Below are 25,061 nucleotides of genomic sequence, written 5' to 3' on the forward strand. Positions count from 1 at the left end.
CCCACCCGTCCCGGTCGACGTGGCTGTCACTCCCTGCCGAGCGATCGGTTCTCGGTGCTTCTGCAGTTGACAACCCTTATGATCGCCTCCCGGCTACACCGCTGTAGCATGAAAGTGGTCGTCTCTATCGGCGGGAGCGTACTCGTGCCCGAACCCGGTGCCGATCGGGTGGCCGAACACGCCGCCGTCGTCGAAGACCTCGTCGCGGACGGCTGTCGCGTCGGTGCCGTCGTGGGGGGCGGCGGCGTCGCCCGCGAGTACATCGGTGCCGCCCGCGACCTGGGGGCGAACGAAATCGAACTCGACCAGTTGGGGATCGACGTCACCCGGCTCAACGCCCGCCTGCTCATCGCCGCACTCGGCGAGGACGCGGTCACCGCACCCGCCGAGGATTACGAGGAGGCCGGCGAGGCACTTCGTCGGGGGGACGTCTGTGTCATGGGTGGCGTCGCACCGGCCCAGACGACCGACGCCGTCGGCGCTGCGCTCGCGGAGTACGTCGACGCCGACCTGCTCGTCTACGCGACCAGCGTACCCGGCGTCTACAGCGCCGATCCGAACGAGGACGCCGACGCGACGAAGTACGACGAACTCTCCGCCGCGGACCTCGTCGACGTGATCGCCGGCCTCGAGATGAACGCCGGTGCCTCCGCGCCGGTCGACCTGCTCGCGGCCAAGATCATCGAACGATCGGGGATGCGGACGATCGTCCTCGACGGGACGGATCCCGATCGGATCGCGCGAGCCGTCCGGCACGGTGACCACGAGGGGACCGACGTCATCCCCGCCGGGGCGGGCGAGGAGCCGACCTACTGGGCCCAGAACGAACGATGAGTTCCGAACAGGACGACGGCACCACGGACTCGGAAGGAGCCCCGGACGCGGAGAGTCCGTACACCCTCCAGCGCGAGGACGGCGACGACGCTCGCCACGCCTTCTGGGCGGACGCGGTCGCCGACCGGGTGGAAGCGCGCGTGGCCGACCAGCGGGAGGCCACGGACAGTACGAGCGGAGAGGAACGACCCGCGAGTCGGGAACCCGATCAGCCGATCGTGATCAAGGGCGGCATCTCGCCCTCGGGCGTTCCACACCTCGGCAACGTCAACGAGATCATGCGCGGCTACTACGTCGCGGAGGTGCTGCGCGAACGCGGCCACGAGGTCCGGCAGGTCTTCACCGCAGACGATCGCGACCCGCTCCGGAAACTGCCGCGCACGCTCTGTGACCTCGAGGGCAACCTCGTCGATCTCGGCGACGTCGACGCGGGCGCACTCGGGCGCAACCTCGGCGTTCCCTACACGGATATCCCCGATCCGTTCGGCTGCTGTGACTCCTACGGCGACCACTTCGCGACCATCATCCAGGACAGCGCCGACGCGCTCGACGTTCCGATCGACCTGCTCTCGGACACGGACCTGTACGAGAGCGGCGACCTCGAGGCGGTCACCCGCTACGTCCTCGAACACCAGGACCGGGCACGCGAGGTCCTCGCCGAGTACCAGGACAAGGTCGACGCGGACTACGTTCCGTTCAACCCGATCTGCGAGGAGTGCGGGAAGATTACGGAGACGGTGACGAGCGTCGATTTAGACGCAGGTGACGCTGGCACTGTCGACTACGAGTGCACCGACATGGACGCCGGCGATCGCACGATCGAGGGCTGTGGCCACGAGGGCACCGCGACGCTGCGCGAGGGCAAACTCCCCTGGCGCTTCGAGTGGCCCGCCCAGTGGCAGGTGCTGGGCGTCGATTTCGAACCGTTCGGCAAGGACCACGCCGAGGGGTCTTGGCCCAGCGGGCAGGACGTCGCGCGCAACGTCCTCGGGATCGAACCGCCAGTTCCGATGGTCTACGAGTGGTTCACCCTCGATGGCGAGCCGTTCTCCTCCTCCGAGGGGAACGTGATCCTCGTCTCGGAGGTGCTCGAACTGCTCGAACCCGAAGTCCTGCGGTACTTCTTCGCGAAGGACCCCGCGAAGGCGCGGGACTTCAGCATCGAACGCCTCGACCAGCTGGTCGACGAGTTCGATCGACTCGAGGCCGTCTACTTCGGCGAGATCGAGGCCGACGAGGACGAGCAGGCCTTCGCCGATCGCGTCTACCCCCTCGTCGTCGAAGAACCCAGGGCGGAGCGCGTCCGCCTTCCCTACACCTTCGCTGCGGTGCTCGGCATGACGGACGACCCCGACTTGCGCGAGGAGATCGCCCGCCGGGAGGGACACATCCCCGAGGACGCCCCCGAGTGGGCCGTCGAGGGAGCTCTCGATCGGGTCGAAAAGGCCCGAAACTGGGCGCGCCGGACCGAAAACGAGTTCGACTACGAACTCAAGCGCACCGAGATTCCGGACCACGACTTCGACAGTGCCACGGAGGACGCGCTCGCGGAACTCGCCGACTTCATCGAGGCCGGTCACGAACCCGACGAGATCCAGGGCGAGATCTACGAGACCGCGAAGCGCCACGACGTCGACGTCGGTGACTTCTTCGCCGCCGGCTACCGGCTCTTCTTCGACGAGGAGCAGGGGCCGAAACTCGGCCCCTTCCTCGCGAAGGTCGATCGGGAGTTCGTCGTCGACCGGCTTCGACGCGAGCGATAGCGCGGACGTCGGTTTCGAGGGGGAGTCCGATCGATACCGGGTTCGATTTCGGCCGCCAGACGACAGCCGTATTCGATTCCGGCAGCCAGACGACAGCCGTATTCGATTCCGGCAGCCAGACAAAAGCCATTTGAGAACGCCTCCCGGACTTACGGTCGATGGAACACGCCGTCCCCCTCTTCGTCTCGCCACCCGAACTCTTCGGTTCGGAACTCCTCACGTGGGCCGCCATCGGGCTCGCCATCTACTGGCTCGGGATCGTCCTGCTCCGACAGATGGATCTCTTGCCCGGTTTCGTCGCGACCCAGGGTCCGATCCTGACGATTCACACGAAACGAGGCCGGGCGTTTCTCACCAGGCTCGCGCGGCCGAAGCGATTCTGGCGCGCGTGGGCGAACCTCGGGATCGGCATCTCGCTCGTGGTGATGGTGGGCATGTTCGTCTTTCTGCTCTCGGCCGCGCTGACCTCACTCACGTCGCCACAGGTCTCCTCGACCGTTCAGCAACCCCGGAACGTCCTCGTCATCCCCGGCGTCAACGACTTCCTGCCGCTCTCGGCGACCCCCGGAATCGTCATCGGCTTGCTCGTCGGCCTGGTGGTCCACGAGGGCGGCCACGGCCTGCTCTGTCGCGTCGAGGACATCGACATCGATTCGATGGGCGTCGCGATGCTCGCGATCCTCCCGATCGGGGCGTTCGTCGAACCCGACGAGGAGAGCAGCAAGTCGGCCTCCCGCGGCGGCCAGACGCGGATGTTCGCCGCCGGCGTCACCAACAACTTCGCGATCACGCTCCTCGCCTTCGCGCTGCTGTTCGGGCCGATCGCCGGTTCGATCGCCGTCGCACCCGGGGCCGCGGTCGGTGGCGTCGCGTCCGACTCGCCCGCCGCCGACGCCGGCATCGAGCCCAACGACCGGATCACGGCGATCGACGGCCAGCCCGTCGAGTCGAACGCCGACCTCGCGGACCGGATCGAGGCCGCCGAGGGCGACCAGCTCTCGGTCGAACTCAACGGCGAGGAGACGGTCCCCGTCGATCGATCGCTGCTCGTCACCGCGGCGATGGACGACGGCCCGACGGGACTCGCCGTCGGGGACGCGATCCTCGCCGTCGACGGCGAGGCGGTCGCGACAGAACGCGGCTTCTACGACGCCGTCGGCGACGACGAGGTCGTTACCCTCACGGTCGAACGGGGCGACTCCGACGAACAGGTCGATCTCGAGGTGCCGATCGGGGCCGCAGTCACGGTGATCGAGGACGAACCGCTCGCGGGGACGATCGGACCGATCGAGGGTCCGTTCGTCGTCACCTCCTTCGACGGCGAGCGGATCCACAGTTACGCCGACCTCCAGTCGGCGCTCGACGAGACGAACGCGGGCCAGGAGGTCACCGTCGTCGGCTACCACGACGGCGAGCGCGAGGAAACGACCGTCACCCTCGGCGAGCACAGCCAGTCCGACAACGGCTTCCTGGGTATCTCCCCGAACCCCGGCGTCTCCGGGCTGACGGTGAGCGACCTCGGCGTCCAGCTCTATCCCGCCGACGAGTACCTCGCCATGCTGGGCGGCGACGGCGAAACCCGGTTCGGCCCGATCACCGACAGCTTCCTCGGGAAGATCGGACTCGCACTGCTCTTGCCGATCATCGGCATCGCGGGCGGCCTCCCGTTCAACTTCGCCGGCTTCACGGGCGGGATCGAGAACTTCTACGAGGCCCAGGGGGCACTCGCCGCGTTCGGGGACGGCACCGTCTTCGTCCTCGCGAACGTACTGTTCTGGACCGGCTGGATCAACGTTCAACTCGGCTTCTTCAACTGTATTCCCGCCTTCCCGCTGGACGGCGGCCACATCCTCCGGACCAGTACGGAGGCGATCGTCTCCCGGCTGCCGATCGATCCGACCCGGGGGATGGTTCGCATGGTGACGACCTCCGTCGGACTCACGATGCTGGTCAGCTTCCTCGCGATGCTGTTCGCGCCGGGACTGCTCGCGGGCTAATCGGCTCCCGCTGTTGGCGATCGTTCCCGTCGCTCAATCCTCGGGCTCGATCCCGTGGCGATCGTAGAACTCCTCGGGCGTGTCCTCGATGCGTTCGAACTCCGTATCGAAGTAGTGCTCGTGGTGGCGAACGACCTGTTCGACGACCCACTGGCTGAACGTCTCGTCGAACCGCCACTCGCCGTCTCGGTCGGGAATCTCGAACCGATCGTCCGTCGCGAACGCGGCGTAGACGTGGAAGAAGCCGAGGATGACGTCGGCGAAGTCGCGGGCCTTCTCGGCGCTGCTCTCCCGGCGTTCCGCGAGTTCCTCGGCCCCCGAATCGGTGAGTTCGAAGTACTTCCGATCGGGTTCGTCCTCGCGTTCGATCCGCTCGGCCCACCCCTTCTCCTCGAACTTGTAGAGGATGGGATAGACCGAACCGTAGGATGGCTCCCAGTGGCCGCCGCTGATCTCGCGGATTTCTTTCAGAATCTCGTACCCGTACCGCGGTTTCTCCTCGAGCAACTCGAGAACGAGATAGGCGATGACTCCTTTCGGCGGCCCACTTTTCCGCATGTGTCTGAGACGTTACTCCGTCGGACGTAAATGGCTTCTGACGACTTCAAATCTCACGGTCAGTCCGGCGACTCGGCACCGCCGGGCCGAAACCCGGTCCTTCTTGGCGTCGCCGCCCCAACCGGCGTCTATGGACCGACGGCAACCGCCACAGACCGAAGAGGGCTGGTACGTCTTGCACGACTTCCGGTCGATCGACTGGGACGCCTGGCGGGCGGCCCCGGAGCGAGAACGGACGCGGGCGATCGAGGAGGGAATCGACTACCTCGCCTCCCGCGAAGCCGTCGCGGACGCCGAGGAGGGCGAGTCGGCGACGTTCTCGGTGCTCGGGCACAAGGCAGACCTGCTGTTCTTGCACCTGCGACCGTCGCTCGGCGACCTCGACGCGATCGAGCGCCAGTTCGAGGGGACGGCGCTCGCGGAGTTCACCGAGCGTGCGGACTCGTATCTCTCCGTGACGGAGGTTTCGGGGTACATGTCCCAGGAGTTCTTCGAGGAGGACGGCGAGATGGAGGACGCCGGGATGGAACGGTACATCGAGTCGCGGCTCAAACCCGACATTCCGGACGCGGACTTCCTGAGTTTCTACCCGATGAGCAAGCGACGGGGACCCGACCACAACTGGTACGAACTCCCCTTCGACGAGCGCGCCGACTACCTCTCGAACCACGGCGAGATCGGCAAGGATTACGCCGGTCGGGTCACCCAGATCATCTCCGGCAGCATCGGCCTCGACGACTTCGAGTGGGGGATCACGCTGTTCGGCGACGATCCGATGGACGTGAAGGAACTGCTCTACGAGATGCGCTTCGATCCCTCGAGTTCCCGCTTCGCGGAGTTCGGCCGATTCCTCTCTGCACGGCGATTCCCGCCCGAACAGCTCGGCGCGTACCTCGCGGGCGATCGGATCCCGCAGGACGAGAGCGAGCAGGGACACCCACACGGGCCGTCCGACGGCCACACCTACGGCGATTCCGGCGGACATCCACACGGGGAGTCGGGCGGTCATCCGCGCGGCGGGGACGAGTCCGGCGGCCACGGCGACGCCAGTGACGAGGACGTCCGAAGCGAACTCGAAGAGATCGGCGTCTACGCGGGCCAGCCACACGGCGAGGACGTCCACGCCGTCGTGCTCTACTCCGCGGCAGACCCCGACGCCATCTTCGAGGAGGTCGAGGGGCTGCGGACGAACTTCGATCACTACGACACGCACGTGAAGACCGCCGTCTACGAGCCGAACGAGGCGGCTCTGCCGCCTCGGAACGGCGAGCGGGGGGCCCGCGAGCCGCGTGACGACGCGTCGGACGCTGAGACGGCCGTCGTCAGCCTCTGGGAAACCGAGCGCGCCGCGAACACGGCCGCGGGATTCCTCGCCGACCTTCCCGACATCGTTCGACAAGCCGGTGACGATGGGGCGCCCGCTGGTACCGATGGCGAGCGGGGCGACGGCCCCGCGAGCGACGACTCCTGGGGGACGATGGGCATGTTCTACACCGTCGAACCCGACCACCGCGAGGACTTCGTCGACACCTTCAGCGACGTCGCCGGTCTGCTCGCCGACATGGACGGCCACCGCAAGAGCGACCTGCTGGAAAACCTCGAGGACGAGAACGACATGTTCATCGCCAGCCGGTGGGACTCCCGCGAGGACGCCATGGAATTCTTCCGCAGCGACGCGTTCTCCGAGACCGTCGAGTTCGGCCGCGACGTGCTCGCCGATCGGCCGCGCCACGTCTTCCTGGCCTGATAGTTCGATTTCGATTTTCCCGCGACCCGAGGCCCGGTCTCAGATCCGTCCGGACTCCGTCTCGTCGTAGAAGAAGTAGGCCGCGATACCGGCCAGCCCGAACGCCAGCGTGAGGAAGGGCCACTTGCCGGCGTCGCGATCGGTCCAGAAGGCGTGAGCGGTCACGAAGACCGCGAACCCGACGTGTGCGAGAAGCGTCGCGAAGAGGAACGCGGTGAACTCCATCACTCGAGGGATTCGACGTCACGCGGATAGCCGTTTCGAAGCGATCCGTCGGATTCCACGGTCGGGACGACCGGCCGGGAAGAACGACCACCGGAACCACGGTGGTCGTTCTGACCCGGGGAAGGCTGTTCCACCGGAACTCACCGCGAGCGGGCCGACGACCGACCCGGAGAGCGCGGCGCGAAGCGCCGCGGATAGGCAAGCGGCGGAGCCGCGAGCCAGGGGAGGGGCTTTCGATCGACCTTTTGCCGAGGGACGTCGCGCTGGCCGCAGCATAGCTGCCGGACAGTCCGAGAGACCGCAGAGCAAAAGGTCGGTGGTTAGAAGTCGTGGTCCGGATCGTCCTCGACTTTCCGCTTCATCGAGTCGCGACGGGATTTGGCGTCACGGCCCGTCGCTTCGAGCAGGAAGTCGTTTTTCGCGTCGACGGCCTCGCCGGCGGCTTCGAGTTCGTCGGGGCCGAGTTCCGTCGGATCGCGTTCGTAGAACTCGACACCGAGTTTGTCCTTCTTGCCGGAGTACTCGACGGCCCCGACGACGACTTTCTCGAAGACGGGGTTGTCGGGTTCCCCGATGACGTACAGGTCACTCCCCTTGTACTCCTCGGTGCCCGTGATCGGACCGAAGTAGTCCTCGATGGTCGCTTCCATATCGGGGATTCGCTCCTCGAGATATTCACCGCGGCGCATCTTGTACTCCTTCATGGATTAGGGAATACACGGCGGAGTGTTTACCTCTTTTCATAGCCGACGTTGTGGACCTGCGACACGTTATCGCCAGTGACGGACGACGCCGTTCGAACCGCTCGCCGGCGGCGATCGGTGCCGGTGGTCTCGGGTCTCCGGTTACCGCTGTCGTTCGCTGAGATAGCCCTTTCGACACTCCGGACAGATGTCGCCGGTCCTGAGCGAACTGCGCCTGCTCCCCGCGACGTGCCCGCATCCGGGACAGTAGAGTTCGGTCGGGGCGTCCTCGGCGGGGCCCTCCCGGCCGTCGGCCGGCGCGGGTGCGGACGCGGCCCGCTCGATGCCGGTTCCCGACTCGGCGCCGGTCTCGGCCTCGACCTCGCCGCCGTGCTCGGCTTCGATCGTTTCGGCGTCCGGCGGTTCCGCGTCGACGCCGACCGGGTCGGAATCGCTGGCCGCCTCGGTCGTCGTGTCCGTCTCGAGAATGACCGCGTCGTCGTCGATCGGTTCGGTTTCGTCGCGGTCGGGCCACTCCTCGGGTTCGCGCTCGGCACCGATCGGCGGTCCGACGTCGTCGGAGTCGGGCCACTCGCCGTGACCGCGGTCCCCGCGGGTGTCGGCGGGTTCGTCCTCGAGAATTTCGCCGTCGTCCGTGACCGGGTCACCGTTCTCGTCCGTGGGAACGGCGATTTCGTCGTCTTCTCCGGCGACGTCGGCGTCCGCCTCGGCGTCGATAAACTGGGCGTCGGTCGCGTCGGCGTCGGGATCGTCGGGTCGTGGATCGGCGTCCGCCCCGGTACTGAGGCTCGTTACCTCGGTGTTCTCGCTGACAACGTGTCTGTTACCACAGCGGGCACACTCTTCGTACTCCTGGACGGTCACGACGACCTCACTGCCCCGTTCTTCGCGCTCGCGTTCGACCTCGGATTCACCGTAGTCGTGTCCGAGCAGCGAACATCGCATGACCATTGTCACACCGTACCCGGTCATGGCATAAAAAACGTACTGCATATTTATATCAATCGTGAGCACAGTGCCGATCGATGACTGGAATCGATCGCTCGACGTGAACCCGTCGGAACGGGGTCCGGCGGCGACCCGATCGCACGCGTTGCGGCTTCGCCCGTCGTCGGCTATCGCTCGAACGGCAAACGTCAAATCCCGGGTCGTCGAATGTACAGCTAGATGAAAGCAAAGCGAGAGTACCGGAACCGCGCGCAAACGGAGGTCGCGGTACTCGATGCGCTCGTCGATCGCGCCGAGGAGGGGATGACTGTCTTCGAACTCCGGGCGGCCGTCGAAGTCGACATCGACGAACTCGAGGAGGCCCTCGGGACGCTGAAGGCGGACGACCTGATCGTCGCCGAGTCGGACGTCGACGAGACGGTGATCAAACCCGACGAGCGGGTCGTCCCCGACGCGCCCACCGAGGAGGAACCCGACCAGTCGATCGGCGAGTGGCTTCGCGAACGAATTCCTTTTTGAATCGAAACGCCTGTGGGTGCCAGGCACGTCTGTGAAGGCATGAGCGTCATCGAGTCTATTCATACCGATCTCGGGGCCACCTTCGGCGAGCGCGACGGCCGAACGATCGTCGAACACTACGGGCGGCCGGAGCGAACGCACCGCGCCGTTCGCAACGGCGTCGGACTGCTCGAGACAGCCTACGGCGTGATCGTGGTCGAAGGGGACGATCGCGTCGAGTACGTCGACAACGTCGTCTCGAATCGGGTACCCGACGAGGACGGCCAGGGCTGTTACGCGCTCGTGCTCGACCCGCAGGGCGGGATCGAGATCGAACTCTACGTCTACAACGCCGGCGAGCGACTGCTGCTCTTTACGCCGCCGACGGAGGCCGAAAGCCTCGCTGAGGAGTGGTCCGAGAAAGTGTTCATTCAGGACGTCGACATTCGGGTCGCGACCGAGGACTACGCCATCTTCGGGATCCACGGCCCGAAGGCCACCGAGAAGATCGCGAGCGTCCTCAACAAGGCTGGCTCGCCCGAGCGGCGCTACTCGTTCGTTCGCGGGACGATGGGCGACGAGGGCGTCACCGTCATCCGCACCGACGCGCTCTCCGGGGAGGAGAGCTACGAGGTGATCTGTGCGGCCGACGACGCCGAGGCCGTCTACGACACCCTGCTGAACCACGGGCTCAACGCCGCGCCGTTCGGCTATCGAACGTGGGACACGCTCTGTCTCGAGGCCGGTTCGCCGCTGTTCCACACCGAACTCGAGGGGACGATCCCGAACGTGCTCGGCCTGCGCAACGCGCTGGACTTCGAGAAGGGCTGTTACGTCGGCCAGGAGGTCGTCTCCCGCGTCGAGAACCGGGGCCAGCCGAGCCGACAGCTGATCGGGCTGACGATCGGCGGCGAGACTGGAGACGAGAGCGAGGGCCCGCCGGTCCCCGACTCCGGCGCGGCCGTCTTCGACGGCGACGCCTCGATCGGCGACGTGACGCGTGCCGGCGTTAGCCCGCTGCTCGAGGACGTCATCGCGCTCGCCATCGTCGAGTACGGACTCGAGAGCGACGAGGTGACGGTTCGCGTCGGCGGCGAGGAGGTCCCCGCGACGGTGACCGACTTGCCGTTCGTCGAGGGATCGGATCGGTCCGATCGGCTACCCGAGTACCAGTAGGCGCTATCGATCGACGCGCGAGAACGTCCACATATTTTATAGTGGAACTGTGAACAGGGCGACGAATGACCGCCAGCGACGACGCTGCCGCCCGGGAACCCCCCAATCGACGAACGCTGCTCCGGCAGACGGGTTCGGGAGCCGATGCCGGCGTGCTCACGCCGATCGCGTCACCGAACGACGGGAGCGAGTTCCTCGCCCGGAAGATCGACGGCCGCGGGTACGGGCTGTTCGTCCCGGGCGGCGTCAGCAGTGACGAGCCAACCGACCGACGCCCCCTCGTCGTCATGCTACACGGCTGCCGACAAACGCCCGCCCAGTTCGCCGAGGAGACGGGGATGAACGCCGTCGCCGAGGAGGAAGGATTTCTCGTCGCGTATCCGAAGCAGTCGATCCTCGCGAACCCGCGACGGTGCTGGAACTGGTTCGACGACGACCACACGTCGCGAGGGCGTGGCGAACTCGCCGACGTCGTCGCCGTCGTCGACGCGGTTCGCGACGACTACCCCGTGGACGAGGAGCGGATCTACGTCACCGGCCTCTCCGCCGGCGGGGCGATGGCGGCCCACGCGATCGCTGCCTACCCCGATCGGTTCGCGGCCGCGGGAGTCCACGCCGGCCTCGCGTACGGGGCGGCCTCGAGCGCACTCACGGCGCTCTCCCGGATGCGCCGCGGCGGTGCCGATCCCGAACGGCAGGGTCGGGAAGCGTACGAGGCGATGGGCGATCGCGCCCGCAGAATTCCGACGATCGTCGTTCACGGGACGGCCGACGACACGGTCGCCGTCGAGAACGGGCGACAGGCGAGCGCACAGGCGCTGCGGGCGAGCAACCTCGCCTATCGCCACGATCGGGGGGCTGCGGACGGGAGGCTTGCGAACGAGAGACCCGCGGACGACTTCGTCGACGCGGCTCCGGCCGTCGTCGAGAAGGGCGAGTTCGGTGCCTACGGCTACACGCGACGCGAGTTCCGCGACTCGACCGGAAACGTCATCGTCGAAGAGTGGCTCGTCGACGGGATGGGCCACGCGTGGGCGGGTGGCCGCCCGGGTGACTACACCGCCCCAGATGCGATCGATGCGAGTCGCCTCACGTGGGGCTTTTTCGAGACGCACACGCGGTCCGAACCGGGATCGGGACGTGACGAGGGATCGAGACGAAACGACTCGCGGGCGAGTACCGAAGCCGACGGGACGTCGTGGCTGTCGGTGCCCGATTTCAGCCGATGAGTCGCTGACAGCTACCACACAGCGACTTCTCCTTGATGTCGACCTCGCGGACCGTCGGCGAGAAGTTCATCACGCAGCGGTTGTTGTCGCAGTGTTCGAGGCCGTAGGTGTGACCGATCTCGTGGACGATCTCCTTGCGGACGCGATCCTGGAAGATGTCGGACGCACTCTTGTTCGAGAAGCCGCCGTCACTGGATGTCTGGAGTCGGTAGGTCGAGACGACGCTGCCGCTGCCGTCGAGATAGGCGAGGCCGAAGACGTAGTTTCGTCGCCGGTAGAAGAGGTCGTGGGGGGTGATCGCGATGTTCTTCTCACCGCGGCCAACGCGCTCGGCGAGCTGGATGAACGTCTCCGCACAGTACTGGTTCCGGCCGGAGTCGTACGCGCCGTTTGGAACGGACTGCGACTCGTTGATCGTCACGTCGCAGTCGTAGACCGATCGCAACCCCGACGAGGCGACCCGCTTGACCCGTGCAGGGACGTTGCCGACCGGCACGATATCGACGAGCATAGCAAGGGCTTAGGCCGCGGACAGCATAAACGTCCCGCCGTGTCCCACTCTCGTCGCGATCCCCGGGCAATGCGCGATTACCTGTGCGACTACGAGCGGGTCGTCGAGGTCGGGATCGGCCGCCGGACCGACCTCGCGGCGGCGCTCGCCCAACGGGGGATTGTCGTCACCGCAACGGACGTCTACGATCGCGAGGTCCCCGACGGCGTGCGATTCGTCCGCGACGACGTCGTCGACCCCGATCGCGGGGTCTACGCCGACGCGGACGCGATCTACGCCCGGAACCTGCCGCCGGAACTTCACCGGCCCGCGCTCGACGTGGCCCGCGCGGTCGACGCCGACTTCCTGTTCACGACGCTGGGCGGCGACCAACCCGCCGTCCCGGTCGAGCGGACGACGATCCGGGAGGGGACGCTGTACGTCGCCCGATCGTCGTCGCCCTGAGACGTGATCCGTCGCGCCGGACCGAGACGCGAACGATTTATCCGGACCGGGAACAGTTCAGGGATCGATGGTGTCCGAGTACGCGCTGCTCGCCGTCGCCGCGGTGGCAGCCGTCGCGGTGCTCGTCGCGGCAGCGATCGGCGTCGGTTACCTGCTCTGGCTCGGCGAGCGACTCTTCGCGATCCCGGGTATCGTCGTCCACGAGTTCGCCCACAAGAGAGCCTGTGATCTCGTCGGCGTCACCGTCGTCGAGGTCGTCTACTTCAGGCTCGGCGATCCGGCGGGCTACGTCCGCCACGAACAGCCGGCGCGATACCGGGACACCTTCGTGATCAGCGTCGCCCCGTTCCTCGTCAACACCCTCATCGCGTTCACCGTCTTCCTCGCGCTCGCGGCGCTCGTCGAGACGATCGGCGACCCCGGAACGACTCCGGCCTGGTCGATCGCGACGGGGATCGGGCTGGCCTGGTTTGGACTCTCGATCGGCGTGTCGGCGTTCCCGAGTACGGGCGACGCGAACACCCTCTGGACCCGATCGCGGTCCGAGTGGCGCCGATCGCCGATCGTCCTGCTCGGGATCCCTGTCGTCGTCGTAATCTACGTCGTGAACCTGCTGTCGTGGCTGTGGGCCGACCTCTTCTACGCAGTGGGCCTGCTGTTGTGCGCGTCGTGGCTCGTCGGCATCGGTCCGATCTGACGCGTCGGGCGTGTGCTTCATCGTCGGCGGGACGCCGCAATACGTTCGACGAGACGGTCCGCCCCGGAGCGCGAGGCGAGCGCGCGACGAACGACCGCACCACGCGATCGCGTGGTCGCGTCCCTCACTCGTATTCGAACACGCGAGCCATCCCTCGTTCCAGGTGATAGACGTTGTGACAGTGGAACAGCCAGTCGCCGGGGTTGTCCGCCCGGAAGTCGAAGGTCACCCGATCGCCGTGTGGCGCGACGAGAACGGTGTCCTTGACCGCGTCGCCGACCTGGAAAAAGTGACCGTGAAGGTGCATCGGATGGATCGCCGGACTGCGATTTATCATGCGGACTCGAACGTGCTCGCCCTCGCTGATTTCGAGCGGGTCGGCGTCCGGGTACGTCTCGCCGTCGATGGTCCACGCGTCGGAGTCAGAGCCGCCCATCATTCCGCCCGACAGCGTGAGGTCGAACGTCCGGTCCGGGCTACCGCCGAGATCCAGTTGCTCGAGCGCCTCGAGATCGTCGTACTCCAGTCGTCGGCCGTCGAACTGCGGCCGTTCAGCGGTCCCGTCCCCGTCCGCGTCCGCGTACCGGAGCCTCGCCTCCGCAGGCTCTTCGGTTCCGACGACCGGTTCCGCGACGATCGACCACTCGCCGGGGGAATCGGCCTCGACGATCGCGTCGTAGCGTTCGCCCATGCTCATGACGAACGAGTCGACGGCTACCGGTTCGACCGGTCGGCCGTCGGCGTGCGTCACGGTCAGCGAGTGGCCGCCGACGCCGACGCGATACGTCGTGGTACTGCTGGGGTTGATGAACCGAAGACGAACGCGTTCGCCCTCCTCGACGTCGAACACGGGCGGGTCCGAGGGGAGGCGGCCGTTGACGAGCAGCCCCTCGTACGGCGGTCGCTGGCCCAGCATCTGACTATCGGGACCCATGCCGTCGTCGGGACCCGTGCCATCGCTGGGGCCCATTCCATCGCCGTTTCCGTTCGGTCCGTCGCCGGGCCCCATTCCGTCGTCGGGTCCCATGCCGCCGCCATCTCCCGGCCCGCCGCCATCGCCGGGACCCATTCCATCACCCGGTTCACCACCATCGCCGGGCCCCATTCCGTCTCCCGGTCCACCACCATCGCCTGGACCCATTCCGTCGCCGTCTCCGCCTGGTCCGACGCCATCTCCGCCCGGCGGCGCTTCGATCGAGTCGAGGGCCGGACTCTCCGCGAGGTAATCGTCGATCTGCAGCGTGTACTCGCGGTCGTACTCGACGTGCGGTGATTCCGCTTCGATGATCAGTGGTCCGTAGAGGCCCCTGTCGAGTTGCAACCCGACGTGGCTGTGGTAGACGTACGTTCCCGCCGGCGACGCCTCGTACTCGTACTCGAACGTCTCGTCGGACGAGACGGGTTCTTGCGTGACGTTCGGAACGCCGTCCATCGGATTCGGGACGGGAACGCCGTGCCAGTGAACGGTCGTCCCCTCGGGCAACTGACTTTCCAGCGAGACGCGGAGCGTCTCCCCCTCGCTCACGCGGAGTTCCGGACCGGGGATCTGCTCGTCGTACAGCCACGTCTCGAAGCTCTCGTCCGGTCCGACGTCGACCCGTCCGTCCGAGGCGATCAGCGTTTCCGCTTGCGCGTCGTCGTCCTGCGACGACTGCTCGAGTTCCGCCGAGCCGATCCCGCTCGCGAGTCCAGCGATTCCGAACAGCGTCGCGCCGCCGCGTAACGCTTGCCGTCGTGGGATGGGGCGTTCGTTGTCGTCCATCGTGGAACGTCCCACGGCGACAGGGAAAAATGAGGGGCGTGCCAGCGCACGTGCTCCTCGAATCACGTTCGAGGACCGCGACCACGTCGTCGGGGAATCCATCGTGAATGCGATGCGTCGGTTAGTCGGTTTCCGATGGACGGAGGTTTCCGCCGAAGACGGACCGCCCGGATAGTCGCGATCGGGGTCGACCGGGCGGAGCAGGAGGGTGATCGGCAGCACGGACCCGCTAACGTCGGCGCCGCGGCCAGCACCGGCTAGAGTAGCCCGAGCGGCGCCAGCGAGACGAAGCGCCTCGCCGCGCGTGTTCGTGTCCCACGACCGGGGTTTGGCGTCCCGGCCCTCGCGATCCGAATCCGACCGCCTTTATTCTCGGCGAGTCGAGTGGACGGGTATGAACGCAGACGCCGTCGTGTTAGACGTCGACGGCGTGCTCGTCGACGTCGCCGACTCCTACCGGCGGGCGATCGTCGACTCGATCGAGCACGTCCACGAGCGGACGATCCGCAAACCCGACATTCAACTGTTCAAGGACGCCGGCGGGTTCAACAACGACTGGGAACTGACCTACGCCGCCGCGCTCTACGTCCTCGCGACGGGCGAGGGGTACCGCGACTCGATCGAGGACTTTACCGCCGAAGTCGCCGCCGAGGGCGGCGGCCTCGAGGCGGCCGAGACCGTCGTCCGGGACGCGATCGGGGCGCGGGCCACCCAGCGGGTGACGGATCGTTTGGACACCGATCGGCTCCGGGACGTCTTCCAGCAACTCTACCTCGGGGCGGACCTCTACCGCGGGATCGAGGGCGGCGACCCCGACCTCGAGACGCGCGGATTCATCCACGACGAACCGGTCCTCCTCGCGGACGAGGCGCGCGAGACCCTGCTCGCGAACTACGACGTCGGGATCCTGACCGGCCGCCCGGAAGCGGAGGCCGAAATCGCCCTCGATCGGGTCGGTCTCGACGACGAAATTCCGATCGAGCACCGCTTCACGATGGACGACTGGGAGGAAGGGAAACCCCATCCACGGGCGCTGACCGTCCTCGCGGAGCGGTTCGACGCCGACGGCGTCGCCTTCGTCGGGGACACGCTAGACGACGTCCGGACCGCCGTGAACGCGAACGAGGCGGACCCCGATCGAGAGTACCACGGAATCGGCGTCCTCACCGGCGGACTGACCGGAGAGGAAGGCCGTCGGAAGTACGAGGCCGAAGGTGCGACGGCGGTCCTCGATTCCGTCAACGAGGTCCCCGATCTGCTCGGGGAAGCGTGATCGAGGCGGGTTGCGGCCGGTACAGTATCGGGCGTCATTGTTCGTTCACACCACCTCGTGTGCCTATTCGCAGGAGATAGGCCGGTAAGTACAGGCGAACGGCGTTTCAATTCCGTCCGGATTCTCTGCTTCCGGCGGCCGCTCCCTCGGCCGTTGCCCCCGTCTCTATCTGCAACGGTATCAGTCGCGTCCCGGAGATTTTCGGTCGTCGCATCGCCGCCAGGGAGGAAAAAACGTGTGAGTACGCTACTCGTCGCTCTTGCGCCCCGAGAGCAGTCTGGCGAGGAACTTGGGGGCTTTGTATCCGCGCTGACTCATCGTTACGCGGCGAGTTTGCTCAGGGCGTTCATTCTCTCTCATACAACTAGCATTCCGATGATTAATTCATGAAGGTTGTCATCAGTTACACCTCTCCACGCACCGTATGCTAAGAGCAGCGTGCCCACGATCAAGAGAAGATAGATATTCCGGCCCTCCGTTCGCACGACCAGTGAGCAACGACGATCCAGGACGGGAAAGCGATCGTCAAACGCTTACACGGCCGAGTCCGGGCAGTTCGACACCCCGACCGAAATTTACACGACGAATCCAGCCATTACGGACCGTATGACACCAACCGTCAACGACCTCCGGAACGAGATCCGAGTGGCTGTGGGGAGGTACGAACGCGTCGAATCGACCGCGTTCACCAAAGAAGCGCTCGCCGCGATCTGTGACGCCGTAAACTACGATATCGAGACGCACACGCTCCCGCCCAAATCGCAGATGCGATCGGGAATTCTCTGGAAACTCGACGTTCTGGACGAAGACGACCCGGACCGCACCGATCGCCCCTTCCGGAAGGACGAACTCGAATCGATCGCGGCGGCGCTGGACGCCGAGTAGCGACCGGTACCACGCTCCCGAAATCGCCGAGCGACCGTTCCGCAGGTCGACGGACCAGCACCCCGTCAGCATCCGCCCATCGTTTTTTCGGCGTCGTCGGTGTAGCGGGATGGACCAATGCGCGAGGAGTTTTCCCGCGGCGACGACCTCCCGGGCGAACCGATCTCGGTCTGGCTCGCGACCACGCTCGACGACGACCCACCCGCCGAATCCCTCGAGGGCGATCGGACGGTCGACGTCTGCGTCGTCGGAGCCGGCATCGCCGGCCTCTCGACGGCGATCGAACTGCGCGATCGCGGCCACTCGGTCGCCGTGCTCGAACGCGATCGGGTCGCGACCGGCGTGACGGGCAAGTCGACCGCGAAGCTGACGAGCCAGCACGGGTTGATCTACGACCACCTGCGCCGGGAGTTCGGCCGCCGGGGGGCCAGCCGGTACGCGACCGTCCAGGAGGAGTCGATCGACGCGGTCGAGCGACGAATCGACGACCTCGGGATCGACTGCGGGTTCGAGCGCCACCCCTCGTACCTCTACAGCGACAGCCCGGACGAGATCGAGCGCGAGGCCGACGCCGCCCGCGGAGCGGGGATCGACGCCAGTTACGTCACGTCCGTGCCGCCGTTCGAGCGGGCGGCGGCCGCCGTCCGGTTCGACGACCAGGCGTGGTTCGATCCCCGGACGTACCTGCTCGCGATCGCCGACGAACTCCGCGCGGACGACGACGCGGCCGTCTTCGAGGAAACGCGCGTCACGGACGTCGAGCCCGGCACTCCGTGTCGCGTCCGGACCGAGACGGGAACCGTCACCGCGCGGCAGGTCGTCGTCGCAACCGGTTTCCCGATCCTCGATCGGGCGGGGTACTTCGCGCGGATGTACCCGAAACGGTCCTACGTGCTCGGAATCCGGCTCGACGGGGAGCCACCCGAGGGGATGTACTACCGGTCCGGCGACCCCTACCGATCGGTCCGGACCCATCGGGGCGACGAGGGCACGTTCCTGCTCGTCGGGGGCGAGAACCACAAGACCGGCCAGGGAGGCTCGACGGCCGATCGCTACCGCAGGCTCGCCCGCTGGGCGCGCGATCGGTTTTCCGTCGACGAGATCGTCTATCGGTGGTCGACCCAGGACTACCGGCCGGCCGACAAAGTTCCGTTCGTCGGTCGCGCCGGCGCGGGCACCGAGAACGTCTTCGTCGCCACCGGCTTTCGCGGCTGGGGGATGACCAACGGCGTCACCGCCGGTCGCCTGCTCGCCGCAGAAATCGCCGGCGAGAGCCCGCCTACGCTGGATCTGTTCGATCCGCTCCGGTTCACGCCGAAGCCCTCGTTCAGCGAGACCGTCACCGAGAACGCCGACGCCGCGAGCGAGTTCCTCACCGACTGGGCGCGGGCGCTGCTCACGCCCGATCGGTCGACGCTCGATCCCGGCGAGGGACGGGTCTTCCGCGAGGGCGGAAAGCCGATCGCCTGCGCCCGCGACGACGACGGCGACCTGCACGCCGTCTCGGCCGTCTGCACGCACATGTACTGTCTCGTCGAGTGGAACGACGGCGAGTGTAGCTGGGATTGTCCCTGTCACGGCTCGCGATTCGGCCCCGACGGCGAGGTACTGGAGGGGCCGGCCAACGAGGACCTGTCGAAGAAGCCCGATCGAGAGGCGTTCCCACCGCAGGAGTCGGACGACTGATCCCCGACCCAGCGTCCTCACCGCGAAGTTCCCGCCTCGCGAACCCCGGGGTACTCGACGACGATCCCGTCGACGCCCGCCCTGGCCAACTGGTCGAACTGGGTCCAGGTCTCGATCGTCCAGACGTTGACGGCCCGACCCTCGCCGTGGGCGCGCTCGACGACGTCGATCGCGGGCTCGCCGCCCGGGAACCCCCCGTACTCGGTGGTCGCGAGCGGCGTCCCGGCGATCGCGTTCCGCGGCGGGTGGATCGCCTCGCAGTCGTAGCGGCGGGCGATCTCGATTCCGGCCTCCAGATCGTCCCAGACGAGCGGCGCTGTGGCGTAGTCGGGCGCGACGTCGCGAACCGCAGCCAGTGCGCCCTCGCAGAACGACGAGAAGAGGATCTCGCCCTCGAAGGCGTCGCAGTCGTCGATCGCGCGATCGACGAACGGCTCCCAGACCGCGCGACGATCGGCGCGTTCGTTTGGAGCGAGCGACTCGGCGAACCGCAGGTCCGCCGTGCCGGGATTCTTCAACTCGACGTTGACGCCGACGGTGGCGGGAATCGCCTCGAGAAACGCCGCGAGCGTCGGGACCGTCTCGTCGGTACCGAGCACCCGCGCGTCTCGGACGGTCTCGAGGTCGGTCTCCCACACGAGCCCCGAGGCGTCGGTGAGCGGGCGGCCGTCGCGGGTCCCGTCGAGACGCTCGTCGTGGATCACGACCGGCGTCCCACAGGCGGCGGGCTGAACGTCGATCTCGAGCATGGCGGTCTCGTCCCGATCGGCCGCGCGGACCGCCGCACCGATCGTGTTCTCGGGTTCGACGCCCGCGTAGCCGCGGTGCGCGATGACGGCAGGACTGGACATACCCCGAGAACGGTGGTCGGGATAATGGGTGCTATGCTCCCTCGACGGACGGCAAGAAGTCACCCGACCCGGGCCCCTCGGCGGGGCTCGAGGCCGACTGCGTCGGCGAGCAGTTCGTGCGATCGGAGCGTGTCCTCGTGATCGGCGAGCTGGTTCTGGACGACGACCTCGTCGACGCCGACCTGCGACGTCAGTTCCTCGAGCAGGTCGCGCACCGTCTCCGGGCTGCCGGAGATCGCTCGCGGCCACTCGCCGGGCACGATCGGCGTCCGCGTCGGTTCGGGGACCGATCCGAGCACGTCGATCGCCCCCTCGACCGAGTGGATCGGTAGCCGGTCGACCCGCCCGCTCCGGAGCAGGCGCGAGGACGCCTCGGTCGTCGCGCGAAGCCGCGCCGCTTCCTCGTCGGTCTCGGCGCAGGTGACGTTCACCGCGAGCATGCCGGCGGGCTCGGCCGGGCCGGCGCCGTACGGCGACGGGTCGAAGTGATCCCGGTACGTCTCGAACGCCTCGACGGCCGGCTCCGGTCGAATGAACGCGGCGAAACAGTAGGGCAGTCCCAGTTGGCCGGCGATCTTCGCACTCGAGGGGCTCGAGCCGAGGACCCACACGTCCGGCACGGAGTCGCCCGATCGGGCCAGTTCGAGGTCGCTGAACGGGTGCTCGTCGTCGAACCCGTCGTGGAGGTGTTTCGCGACCTCGTCGATCTTCTCGGCGTGATCGTCGCCGGTCCGCCGTCGCTGGCTGCGATCCGGCTGGAGGGCGAAGTCGCTCGTCGGGTTGCCCGTCGCTCGACCGAGGCCGAGGTCGATTCGACCGGGGGCGAGCGCGTCGAGGACGCTGAAGGTCTCCGCGACCTTGTACGGGCTGTAGTGGTTGAGCAGCACGGTCCCGGAGCCGACCCGGATGTCGGAGGTCTTCGCGGCGACGTGGGGAATCAGCGCTTCGGGCGTCGTGCTCGCGACCGAGTCGGTGAAGTCGTGGTGTTCGGCCACCCAGAACCGCGAGTAGCCGAGCCGTTCGGCCTGCCTGGCACGGTCGACCGTGTGTTCGAACGCGTCCGTCGCGGTGCCACCCTCCGGGATCGGCGCGAGATCGACGATCGAGAGTTCCATACCGGTTCCGGGGCCTCGAGACGGGAAGGCGATACGGATTCGATCCGGCGTCGCCGCCCCGGGACCCGACCATTGACGGGCCAGGGTTCACCCGACTCGGTCCCGAAGCCACGTCCGTGACCCGAACCACGCTCGCGGACGTCGAACGGAGTCTCGCTCGGGCGACCGATCTCGAAACGGAGGAGGCGGTGTTGGTGTTGCGAACCGCTCGCGAGGACCTGCAGGCGCTCGGAAACGACCCCGACGTCGACGAGGAGCGCCGGCGGGCCCTCGAAGAGCGACTCGACCAGCGCATCCGCGAGGTCCGGAACCGCGACGCTTACGACAGCGGACTGGGGGCGGCGATGAATCCGGACGAGGACGACGCACCGTGATTCGAGCGCACGCGAGTGCCCCAGTTCGATCGGAGTCACCGGCGGGGGCGGACAGTTCCGCGCAGTGGAACCGTCACAGGGGGCGCCTACTGGCGTCACCCGCGGAGACGGGGCCGAACCGGCGCTCGAAACGGCGGCTTTCACCCGCAACGGTAGCGCGCTTTTATATCACCGACGCGGGGTAGATGGGCGCGATGAGCGGACCAACGCGACGCCGGATGCTGACAGGCGTCTCGACCGGAGCTGTACTTCTCTCGACAGGAACCGTCGTCCGCGGAACGGGTGCCGATCGGAGCGCTGACGACGGGCCGGCGGCGAGACCCAGCGAGGGCACTCCGCTCGACGTGTCCATCGTCGAGACGAACGCGCCCGTCAGTGCGGGGGACTACCTCGAAGTGACCGCCGCCGTCGAAAACACCGGAACGAGCGACGTCCGGACCGACGTCTCCCTGGTCGTCGGGGACGATCCCGAACGCGTCGGCCGCGTGCGGACGACGATCGAGGCCGGCGAGACGACGACGGTCACGCACGGCTTCTACACGTACCCGGTCCCGGCCGACGCCGAGTTCCCGGTTCGAGTGGAAACCGAGGGTGACGCGGCCGAACGGACCGTCGGCGTGACGGGCGCGGCGACGCTTTCCGACGGGCGTCCCGATCGCGATCTCGCCGTCCAGCCGGGGACCGAGGTGCTGTTCGAAGCCGGTACCGTCGAGTCGGACGCCTCACGGACGACCGTCTGGTGGGTCGACGGCGACCGCGCCGGCGGAGCGATCGGCGGGCCCTGGCAGGCTGCCTACGACGCGGAGACCGGGTTTCACTACTGGCGGGAGGCGTTCGAGTCGCCCGGGACGCACGACGTGGCCGCGGCCGTCGTTCCCGACGACGGGGCGGAAACGTACGCGGCTCACTGGACGGTTACGGTGACCGACGACGGGAACGCGTCGCCGTCGATCGACGCCCGCAGTCCGGACCCGGACGAACACTCGTACACGCGCGACGAGACCGCCACGTTCGAACTCGACGTGACCGACCCCGACGGGGGCCTCGATCGGGTCGTCTGGTGGCTGACCCAGGCCGACGTGATCCTCGACGTGACCGCCCTCGCCGGCGCGTCGGACACCGCGCGGCTCTCCGTCGCGGCCGATCGGCTCTGTCACACCTGTCGCGTCGTCCCGTGGGTGATCTGTACGGACGGGACCGTCGCCTCGCCGGACGATACCTGGCAGATCGGAACGGTCCCGGACGATGGAGGGGACGAGGAGACGGTCGAGGTCTCGACCGCGGAGACCAACGATCCCGTCGAAACCGGCGACGAGAGGAGCCGCTGAACGCACCGATCGCGAACCGTGATCCCGGCGAGATCGGCCGAACCCCCACCATTTTATTCGGGTGCCGTGCCGAGACAGGCGTATGCGAATCGCACTACTCGGCGGAACCGGCGACATCGGCGAAGGACTCGCGCTGCGCTTTGCACGCGATACGGACCACGAGATCCTCATCGGTTCGCGCGATCCCGAGAAGGCCCGCGACGCGGTCGCGGCGTACGAAGATGAACTCGCGGACCGAGGTGCCGAATCGACCGTCAAGGGGTTCGCGAACGAGATGGCCGCGGACCGTGCGGACGTCGTCGTTCTCTCGGTGCCGCCGTACTACGCCGGCGACACGGTCGAGGCCGTCGCGGACAGCCTCGACGAGGACACGATCCTCGTCACGCCCGCCGTCGGGATGCAGGGCGACGAGGACGGCCTCCACTACCATCCACCCGGGGCCGGGAGCGTCACCGAACTCGTCGCTCAGCGCGCGCCCGACGCAGTACCGGTCGTCGGCGCCTTCCACAACCTCGCGGCCGACGCGCTGTCGGACCTCGACAACGACCTCGACCTCGACACGCTCGTCGTCGCGGACGACGAGGACGCGAAGGAGTCCGTGCTGGCCCTCGCGAACGAGATCGAGGGCCTGCGCGCCCTGGACGTCGGCCCGCTGGCCAACGCCGCCGAGGTCGAGAGCGTCACGCCGCTGGTCATCAACATCGCGAAGTACAACGAGGACATGCACGACGTCGGCGTGAAGTGGGTTTAGCGATCGACCCCGGCACCGACGCGTCGCTCACTACCGGCTGATACGCCCCGACCCGTCGGTCGACGCTGCTGGAATCCGTGAGCGGAACGATCGATCGCGTCGGACCCGAACGACGGTCGGATCGGAACGGCCCGCGACCGCGACAGACCGAACCGGCGCGGGCAGGACGTGGCGTTACCGCCACTCGTCGGTCGAGAGCGCCTCCGCCTCCGGCATCGTCATCCAGACGTCGTCTCGCGTAATGTCGGCGATGACGACGTGCTGGCGGCCGTCGATCTCGTCGATCGAAGCGACGATTTCTGGAACGTCCTCCAGTTCCTCCCCGAACGACTCCAGGTCGGGCTTCATACTCGAGGGGACGAAGTGACACACCATGAATGTTCTGGAATGTCCGCAATTACTGGTTGAAAGTGCAAGGAAATAGGCCGCATTACTATAGGAATCGATAGAACTCGATATTCGACTGGACGCGTATTGTGTGCAACGTACGGACGCGACGGCCGCCGCTCGATCGCGACGGGTGACTGCGGAGTGACGTCGACTACAAAACGAGCGGCACGAATCGTCCGTTCCTTACGCGCCAGCCGACTCGAGCGCGTCTTCGATATCGTTGCGCTGCGTGACACCGACGAATCGCTCGACGATCCCGTCGTCGTTCTCGATGATGAGGGTCGGGAGCGAGCGTACCTGGTACTCGTTTGCCACGTCCTGCTGTTCGTCGACGTTGATTTTCTCGACTTCGAATCGGCCCTCCCAGTCGTCCTCGAGTTCCTCGAGGATCGGGTCCTGGGTCTTGCAGGGGCCACACCAGTCCGCGTAGAAGTCCTTGAGTGTGACAGTCATCGGTTCATCGCTAGTTCCAACGCAGCGCGCATAAGGGTTTCCCAGTCGTACGAGGGTGGCACAACAGCGGGCCGCGGTACTGTCACCCGTTCGTCAGGTCAGGGATCGCCGGCCAGCGATCCGGACCGTCCGTTCTCGGTGGCCGGTCATTTGCCCCACGAATTTATATTTGCCAGTCGAACCACCGACTATGTATCAGCACGTTCTGGTGCCCACCGACGGGAGCGAACCCGCATCGCGAGCGGTCGAACAGGCGATCGAGATCGCTGACCGGTTCGACGCGACGCTTCACGTCCTGTTCGCCGTCGACGTCGACGAGAAGACGCCCTGGAGTCTCTCCGAGAGCCAGGTCTCCGAGTCGATGCGCGAACACGGCCGCGCGCTGACGGAGGGCGTCGCCGAACGCGCCCCCGACGATCTCGAGGTCGTCACGACCGTCGAGGAGGGCGATCCTCGCGAACGGATCCTCACGTACGCCGACGTCAACGGTATCGACGTCATCGTGATGGGAACCCACGGCCGCAAGGGAATCGATCGACTCCTGCTCGGGAGCGTGACCGAGCACGTGGTGCGCAACGCGGACTGTTCCGTCCTGGTCACGCGAGCCGAGGAAGACGAGCAACCCGTCGGGAACGCCGACGCGGCGATCGACACCGCCCGGACGGCGCTCGAGGAGGCCGAAGGGATCGACGCCGCCGCCCTCGAAATCGACGACGAGCCACACGAGATGGGCGGTTACTGGATCGTTCACGCGGAGACCGACGACCGGGCGTTCAACGTCCACATCTCGCGGGCCACGGGGACGACGCGGATCGCCGACGTCACCGAGTCGTAACGCGACGTCGGGGGCCGGCGCCGTCGA

Annotated in this window: 26 protein-coding genes; 16 read left to right on the plus strand and 10 right to left on the minus strand. The window is 67.1% G+C overall.

Annotated elements, in window-relative coordinates:
- Window positions 1-108: 108 nt before the first annotated feature.
- From pyrH to MUG98_RS19410, 3 genes are all read left to right on the plus strand, one after another.
- Complete coding sequence (gene pyrH, locus MUG98_RS19400) at window positions 109-834, plus strand: UMP kinase (RefSeq protein ID WP_265109068.1); 726 nt, start codon at window positions 109-111, stop codon at window positions 832-834.
- Entirely contained in the window at window positions 831-2,597 is a 1,767-nt protein-coding gene (lysS, locus tag MUG98_RS19405) for a lysine--tRNA ligase (RefSeq protein ID WP_265109069.1), read from the plus strand. The genes pyrH and lysS overlap by 4 nt, the downstream gene beginning before the upstream one ends.
- 158 nt (window positions 2,598-2,755) lie before the next feature.
- The gene (locus MUG98_RS19410; protein WP_265109070.1) at window positions 2,756-4,594 is read left to right on the plus strand and encodes a site-2 protease family protein; all 1,839 of its coding nucleotides are present in this window, start codon (window positions 2,756-2,758) and stop codon (window positions 4,592-4,594) included.
- Between the two features lie 33 nt (window positions 4,595-4,627).
- On the opposite strand, the gene MUG98_RS19415 is transcribed toward MUG98_RS19410, so the two are convergent.
- Window positions 4,628-5,152, minus strand: coding sequence for a PadR family transcriptional regulator (locus MUG98_RS19415; protein WP_265109071.1), 525 nt, complete (start codon window positions 5,150-5,152; stop codon window positions 4,628-4,630).
- A 130-nt stretch (window positions 5,153-5,282) separates the two neighbouring features.
- Between MUG98_RS19415 and MUG98_RS19420 the strand changes: the two genes are divergently transcribed.
- The gene (locus MUG98_RS19420; protein WP_265109072.1) at window positions 5,283-6,899 is read left to right on the plus strand and encodes a heme-binding protein; all 1,617 of its coding nucleotides are present in this window, start codon (window positions 5,283-5,285) and stop codon (window positions 6,897-6,899) included.
- 39 nt (window positions 6,900-6,938) lie between these two features.
- Here MUG98_RS19420 and MUG98_RS19425 read toward each other — a convergent pair whose 3' ends face one another.
- From MUG98_RS19425 to MUG98_RS19435, 3 genes are all read right to left on the minus strand, one after another.
- A complete protein-coding gene (locus MUG98_RS19425; RefSeq protein ID WP_265109073.1) occupies window positions 6,939-7,124 on the minus strand; it encodes a hypothetical protein in 186 nt (61 codons plus the stop codon).
- A 320-nt stretch (window positions 7,125-7,444) separates the two neighbouring features.
- Window positions 7,445-7,828 carry a DUF5611 family protein gene (locus tag MUG98_RS19430; RefSeq protein ID WP_265109074.1) on the minus strand — a complete coding sequence of 128 codons (384 nt, stop codon included), beginning with the start codon at window positions 7,826-7,828 and terminating at the stop codon, window positions 7,445-7,447.
- 141 nt (window positions 7,829-7,969) lie between these two features.
- The gene (locus MUG98_RS19435; RefSeq protein WP_265109075.1) at window positions 7,970-8,779 is read right to left on the minus strand and encodes a DUF7093 family protein; all 810 of its coding nucleotides are present in this window, start codon (window positions 8,777-8,779) and stop codon (window positions 7,970-7,972) included.
- A 216-nt stretch (window positions 8,780-8,995) separates the two neighbouring features.
- On the opposite strand from MUG98_RS19435, the gene MUG98_RS19440 reads away from it, so the two are divergent.
- The 3 genes from MUG98_RS19440 to MUG98_RS19450 all read left to right on the plus strand — a co-directional run bounded on the left by MUG98_RS19440 (window position 8,996) and on the right by MUG98_RS19450 (window position 11,679).
- Window positions 8,996-9,295 (plus strand): DUF6432 family protein, encoded by a 300-nt coding sequence (locus MUG98_RS19440; RefSeq protein WP_265109076.1) that lies wholly within the window; start codon window positions 8,996-8,998, stop codon window positions 9,293-9,295.
- A 39-nt stretch (window positions 9,296-9,334) separates the two neighbouring features.
- Complete coding sequence (gene ygfZ / locus MUG98_RS19445; protein ID WP_265109077.1) at window positions 9,335-10,450, plus strand: CAF17-like 4Fe-4S cluster assembly/insertion protein YgfZ; 1,116 nt, start codon at window positions 9,335-9,337, stop codon at window positions 10,448-10,450.
- A gap of 65 nt (window positions 10,451-10,515) precedes the next feature.
- Window positions 10,516-11,679 (plus strand): extracellular catalytic domain type 1 short-chain-length polyhydroxyalkanoate depolymerase, encoded by a 1,164-nt coding sequence (locus MUG98_RS19450; RefSeq protein WP_265109078.1) that lies wholly within the window; start codon window positions 10,516-10,518, stop codon window positions 11,677-11,679.
- Here the strand turns inward: MUG98_RS19450 and MUG98_RS19455 are convergent.
- A complete protein-coding gene (locus MUG98_RS19455; protein ID WP_265109079.1) occupies window positions 11,669-12,190 on the minus strand; it encodes an archaemetzincin family Zn-dependent metalloprotease in 522 nt (173 codons plus the stop codon). The genes MUG98_RS19450 and MUG98_RS19455 overlap by 11 nt on opposite strands.
- Before the next feature lie 39 nt (window positions 12,191-12,229).
- On the opposite strand from MUG98_RS19455, the gene MUG98_RS19460 reads away from it, so the two are divergent.
- Both MUG98_RS19460 and MUG98_RS19465 read left to right on the plus strand, forming a co-directional pair.
- Window positions 12,230-12,634 (plus strand): UPF0146 family protein, encoded by a 405-nt coding sequence (locus MUG98_RS19460; protein WP_265109080.1) that lies wholly within the window; start codon window positions 12,230-12,232, stop codon window positions 12,632-12,634.
- 67 nt (window positions 12,635-12,701) lie between these two features.
- Window positions 12,702-13,331 (plus strand): metalloprotease family protein, encoded by a 630-nt coding sequence (locus tag MUG98_RS19465; protein WP_265109081.1) that lies wholly within the window; start codon window positions 12,702-12,704, stop codon window positions 13,329-13,331.
- 124 nt (window positions 13,332-13,455) lie between these two features.
- Here MUG98_RS19465 and MUG98_RS19470 read toward each other — a convergent pair whose 3' ends face one another.
- On the minus strand, window positions 13,456-15,093 hold the full coding sequence (locus MUG98_RS19470) for a multicopper oxidase family protein (RefSeq protein WP_265109082.1): 1,638 nt from the start codon (window positions 15,091-15,093) through the stop codon (window positions 13,456-13,458).
- 394 nt (window positions 15,094-15,487) lie between these two features.
- Between MUG98_RS19470 and MUG98_RS19475 the strand changes: the two genes are divergently transcribed.
- The 3 genes from MUG98_RS19475 to MUG98_RS19485 all read left to right on the plus strand — a co-directional run bounded on the left by MUG98_RS19475 (window position 15,488) and on the right by MUG98_RS19485 (window position 18,937).
- Entirely contained in the window at window positions 15,488-16,366 is an 879-nt protein-coding gene (locus tag MUG98_RS19475; protein WP_265109083.1) for a TIGR01548 family HAD-type hydrolase, read from the plus strand.
- Window positions 16,367-16,972: 606 nt separating this feature from the next.
- Window positions 16,973-17,251, plus strand: a complete 279-nt coding sequence (locus MUG98_RS19480; RefSeq protein ID WP_265109084.1) for a hypothetical protein — start codon at window positions 16,973-16,975, stop codon at window positions 17,249-17,251.
- A gap of 117 nt (window positions 17,252-17,368) precedes the next feature.
- Window positions 17,369-18,937 carry an FAD-dependent oxidoreductase gene (locus tag MUG98_RS19485; protein WP_265109085.1) on the plus strand — a complete coding sequence of 523 codons (1,569 nt, stop codon included), beginning with the start codon at window positions 17,369-17,371 and terminating at the stop codon, window positions 18,935-18,937.
- Between the two features lie 17 nt (window positions 18,938-18,954).
- Here the strand turns inward: MUG98_RS19485 and MUG98_RS19490 are convergent, their stop codons facing one another.
- Both MUG98_RS19490 and MUG98_RS19495 read right to left on the minus strand, forming a co-directional pair.
- Window positions 18,955-19,788, minus strand: a complete 834-nt coding sequence (locus tag MUG98_RS19490) for a glycerophosphodiester phosphodiesterase (protein ID WP_265109086.1) — start codon at window positions 19,786-19,788, stop codon at window positions 18,955-18,957.
- 59 nt (window positions 19,789-19,847) lie between these two features.
- Window positions 19,848-20,903 carry an LLM class flavin-dependent oxidoreductase gene (locus MUG98_RS19495; RefSeq protein WP_265109087.1) on the minus strand — a complete coding sequence of 352 codons (1,056 nt, stop codon included), beginning with the start codon at window positions 20,901-20,903 and terminating at the stop codon, window positions 19,848-19,850.
- Window positions 20,904-21,019: 116 nt separating this feature from the next.
- Between MUG98_RS19495 and MUG98_RS19500 the strand changes: the two genes are divergently transcribed.
- From MUG98_RS19500 to npdG, 3 genes are all read left to right on the plus strand, one after another.
- Complete coding sequence (locus MUG98_RS19500; protein ID WP_265109088.1) at window positions 21,020-21,277, plus strand: hypothetical protein; 258 nt, start codon at window positions 21,020-21,022, stop codon at window positions 21,275-21,277.
- Between the two features lie 194 nt (window positions 21,278-21,471).
- Window positions 21,472-22,605 (plus strand): hypothetical protein, encoded by a 1,134-nt coding sequence (locus MUG98_RS19505; protein ID WP_265109089.1) that lies wholly within the window; start codon window positions 21,472-21,474, stop codon window positions 22,603-22,605.
- Window positions 22,606-22,687: 82 nt separating this feature from the next.
- On the plus strand, window positions 22,688-23,356 hold the full coding sequence (npdG, locus tag MUG98_RS19510; RefSeq protein ID WP_265109090.1) for an NADPH-dependent F420 reductase: 669 nt from the start codon (window positions 22,688-22,690) through the stop codon (window positions 23,354-23,356).
- Between the two features lie 174 nt (window positions 23,357-23,530).
- Here npdG and MUG98_RS19515 read toward each other — a convergent pair whose 3' ends face one another.
- Entirely contained in the window at window positions 23,531-23,704 is a 174-nt protein-coding gene (locus MUG98_RS19515) for a DUF7556 family protein (RefSeq protein ID WP_265109091.1), read from the minus strand.
- Between the two features lie 225 nt (window positions 23,705-23,929).
- Entirely contained in the window at window positions 23,930-24,199 is a 270-nt protein-coding gene (locus MUG98_RS19520; RefSeq protein ID WP_265109092.1) for a thioredoxin family protein, read from the minus strand.
- 190 nt (window positions 24,200-24,389) lie between these two features.
- Between MUG98_RS19520 and MUG98_RS19525 the strand changes: the two genes are divergently transcribed.
- Window positions 24,390-25,034: a universal stress protein gene (locus MUG98_RS19525; RefSeq protein WP_265109093.1), complete on the plus strand. Its 645-nt coding sequence runs from the start codon at window positions 24,390-24,392 to the stop codon at window positions 25,032-25,034.
- Window positions 25,035-25,061 lie beyond the last annotated feature (27 nt).

The sequence above is a fragment of the Halosolutus halophilus genome, assembly GCF_022869805.1.
GTDB lineage: Archaea > Halobacteriota > Halobacteria > Halobacteriales > Natrialbaceae > Halosolutus > Halosolutus halophilus.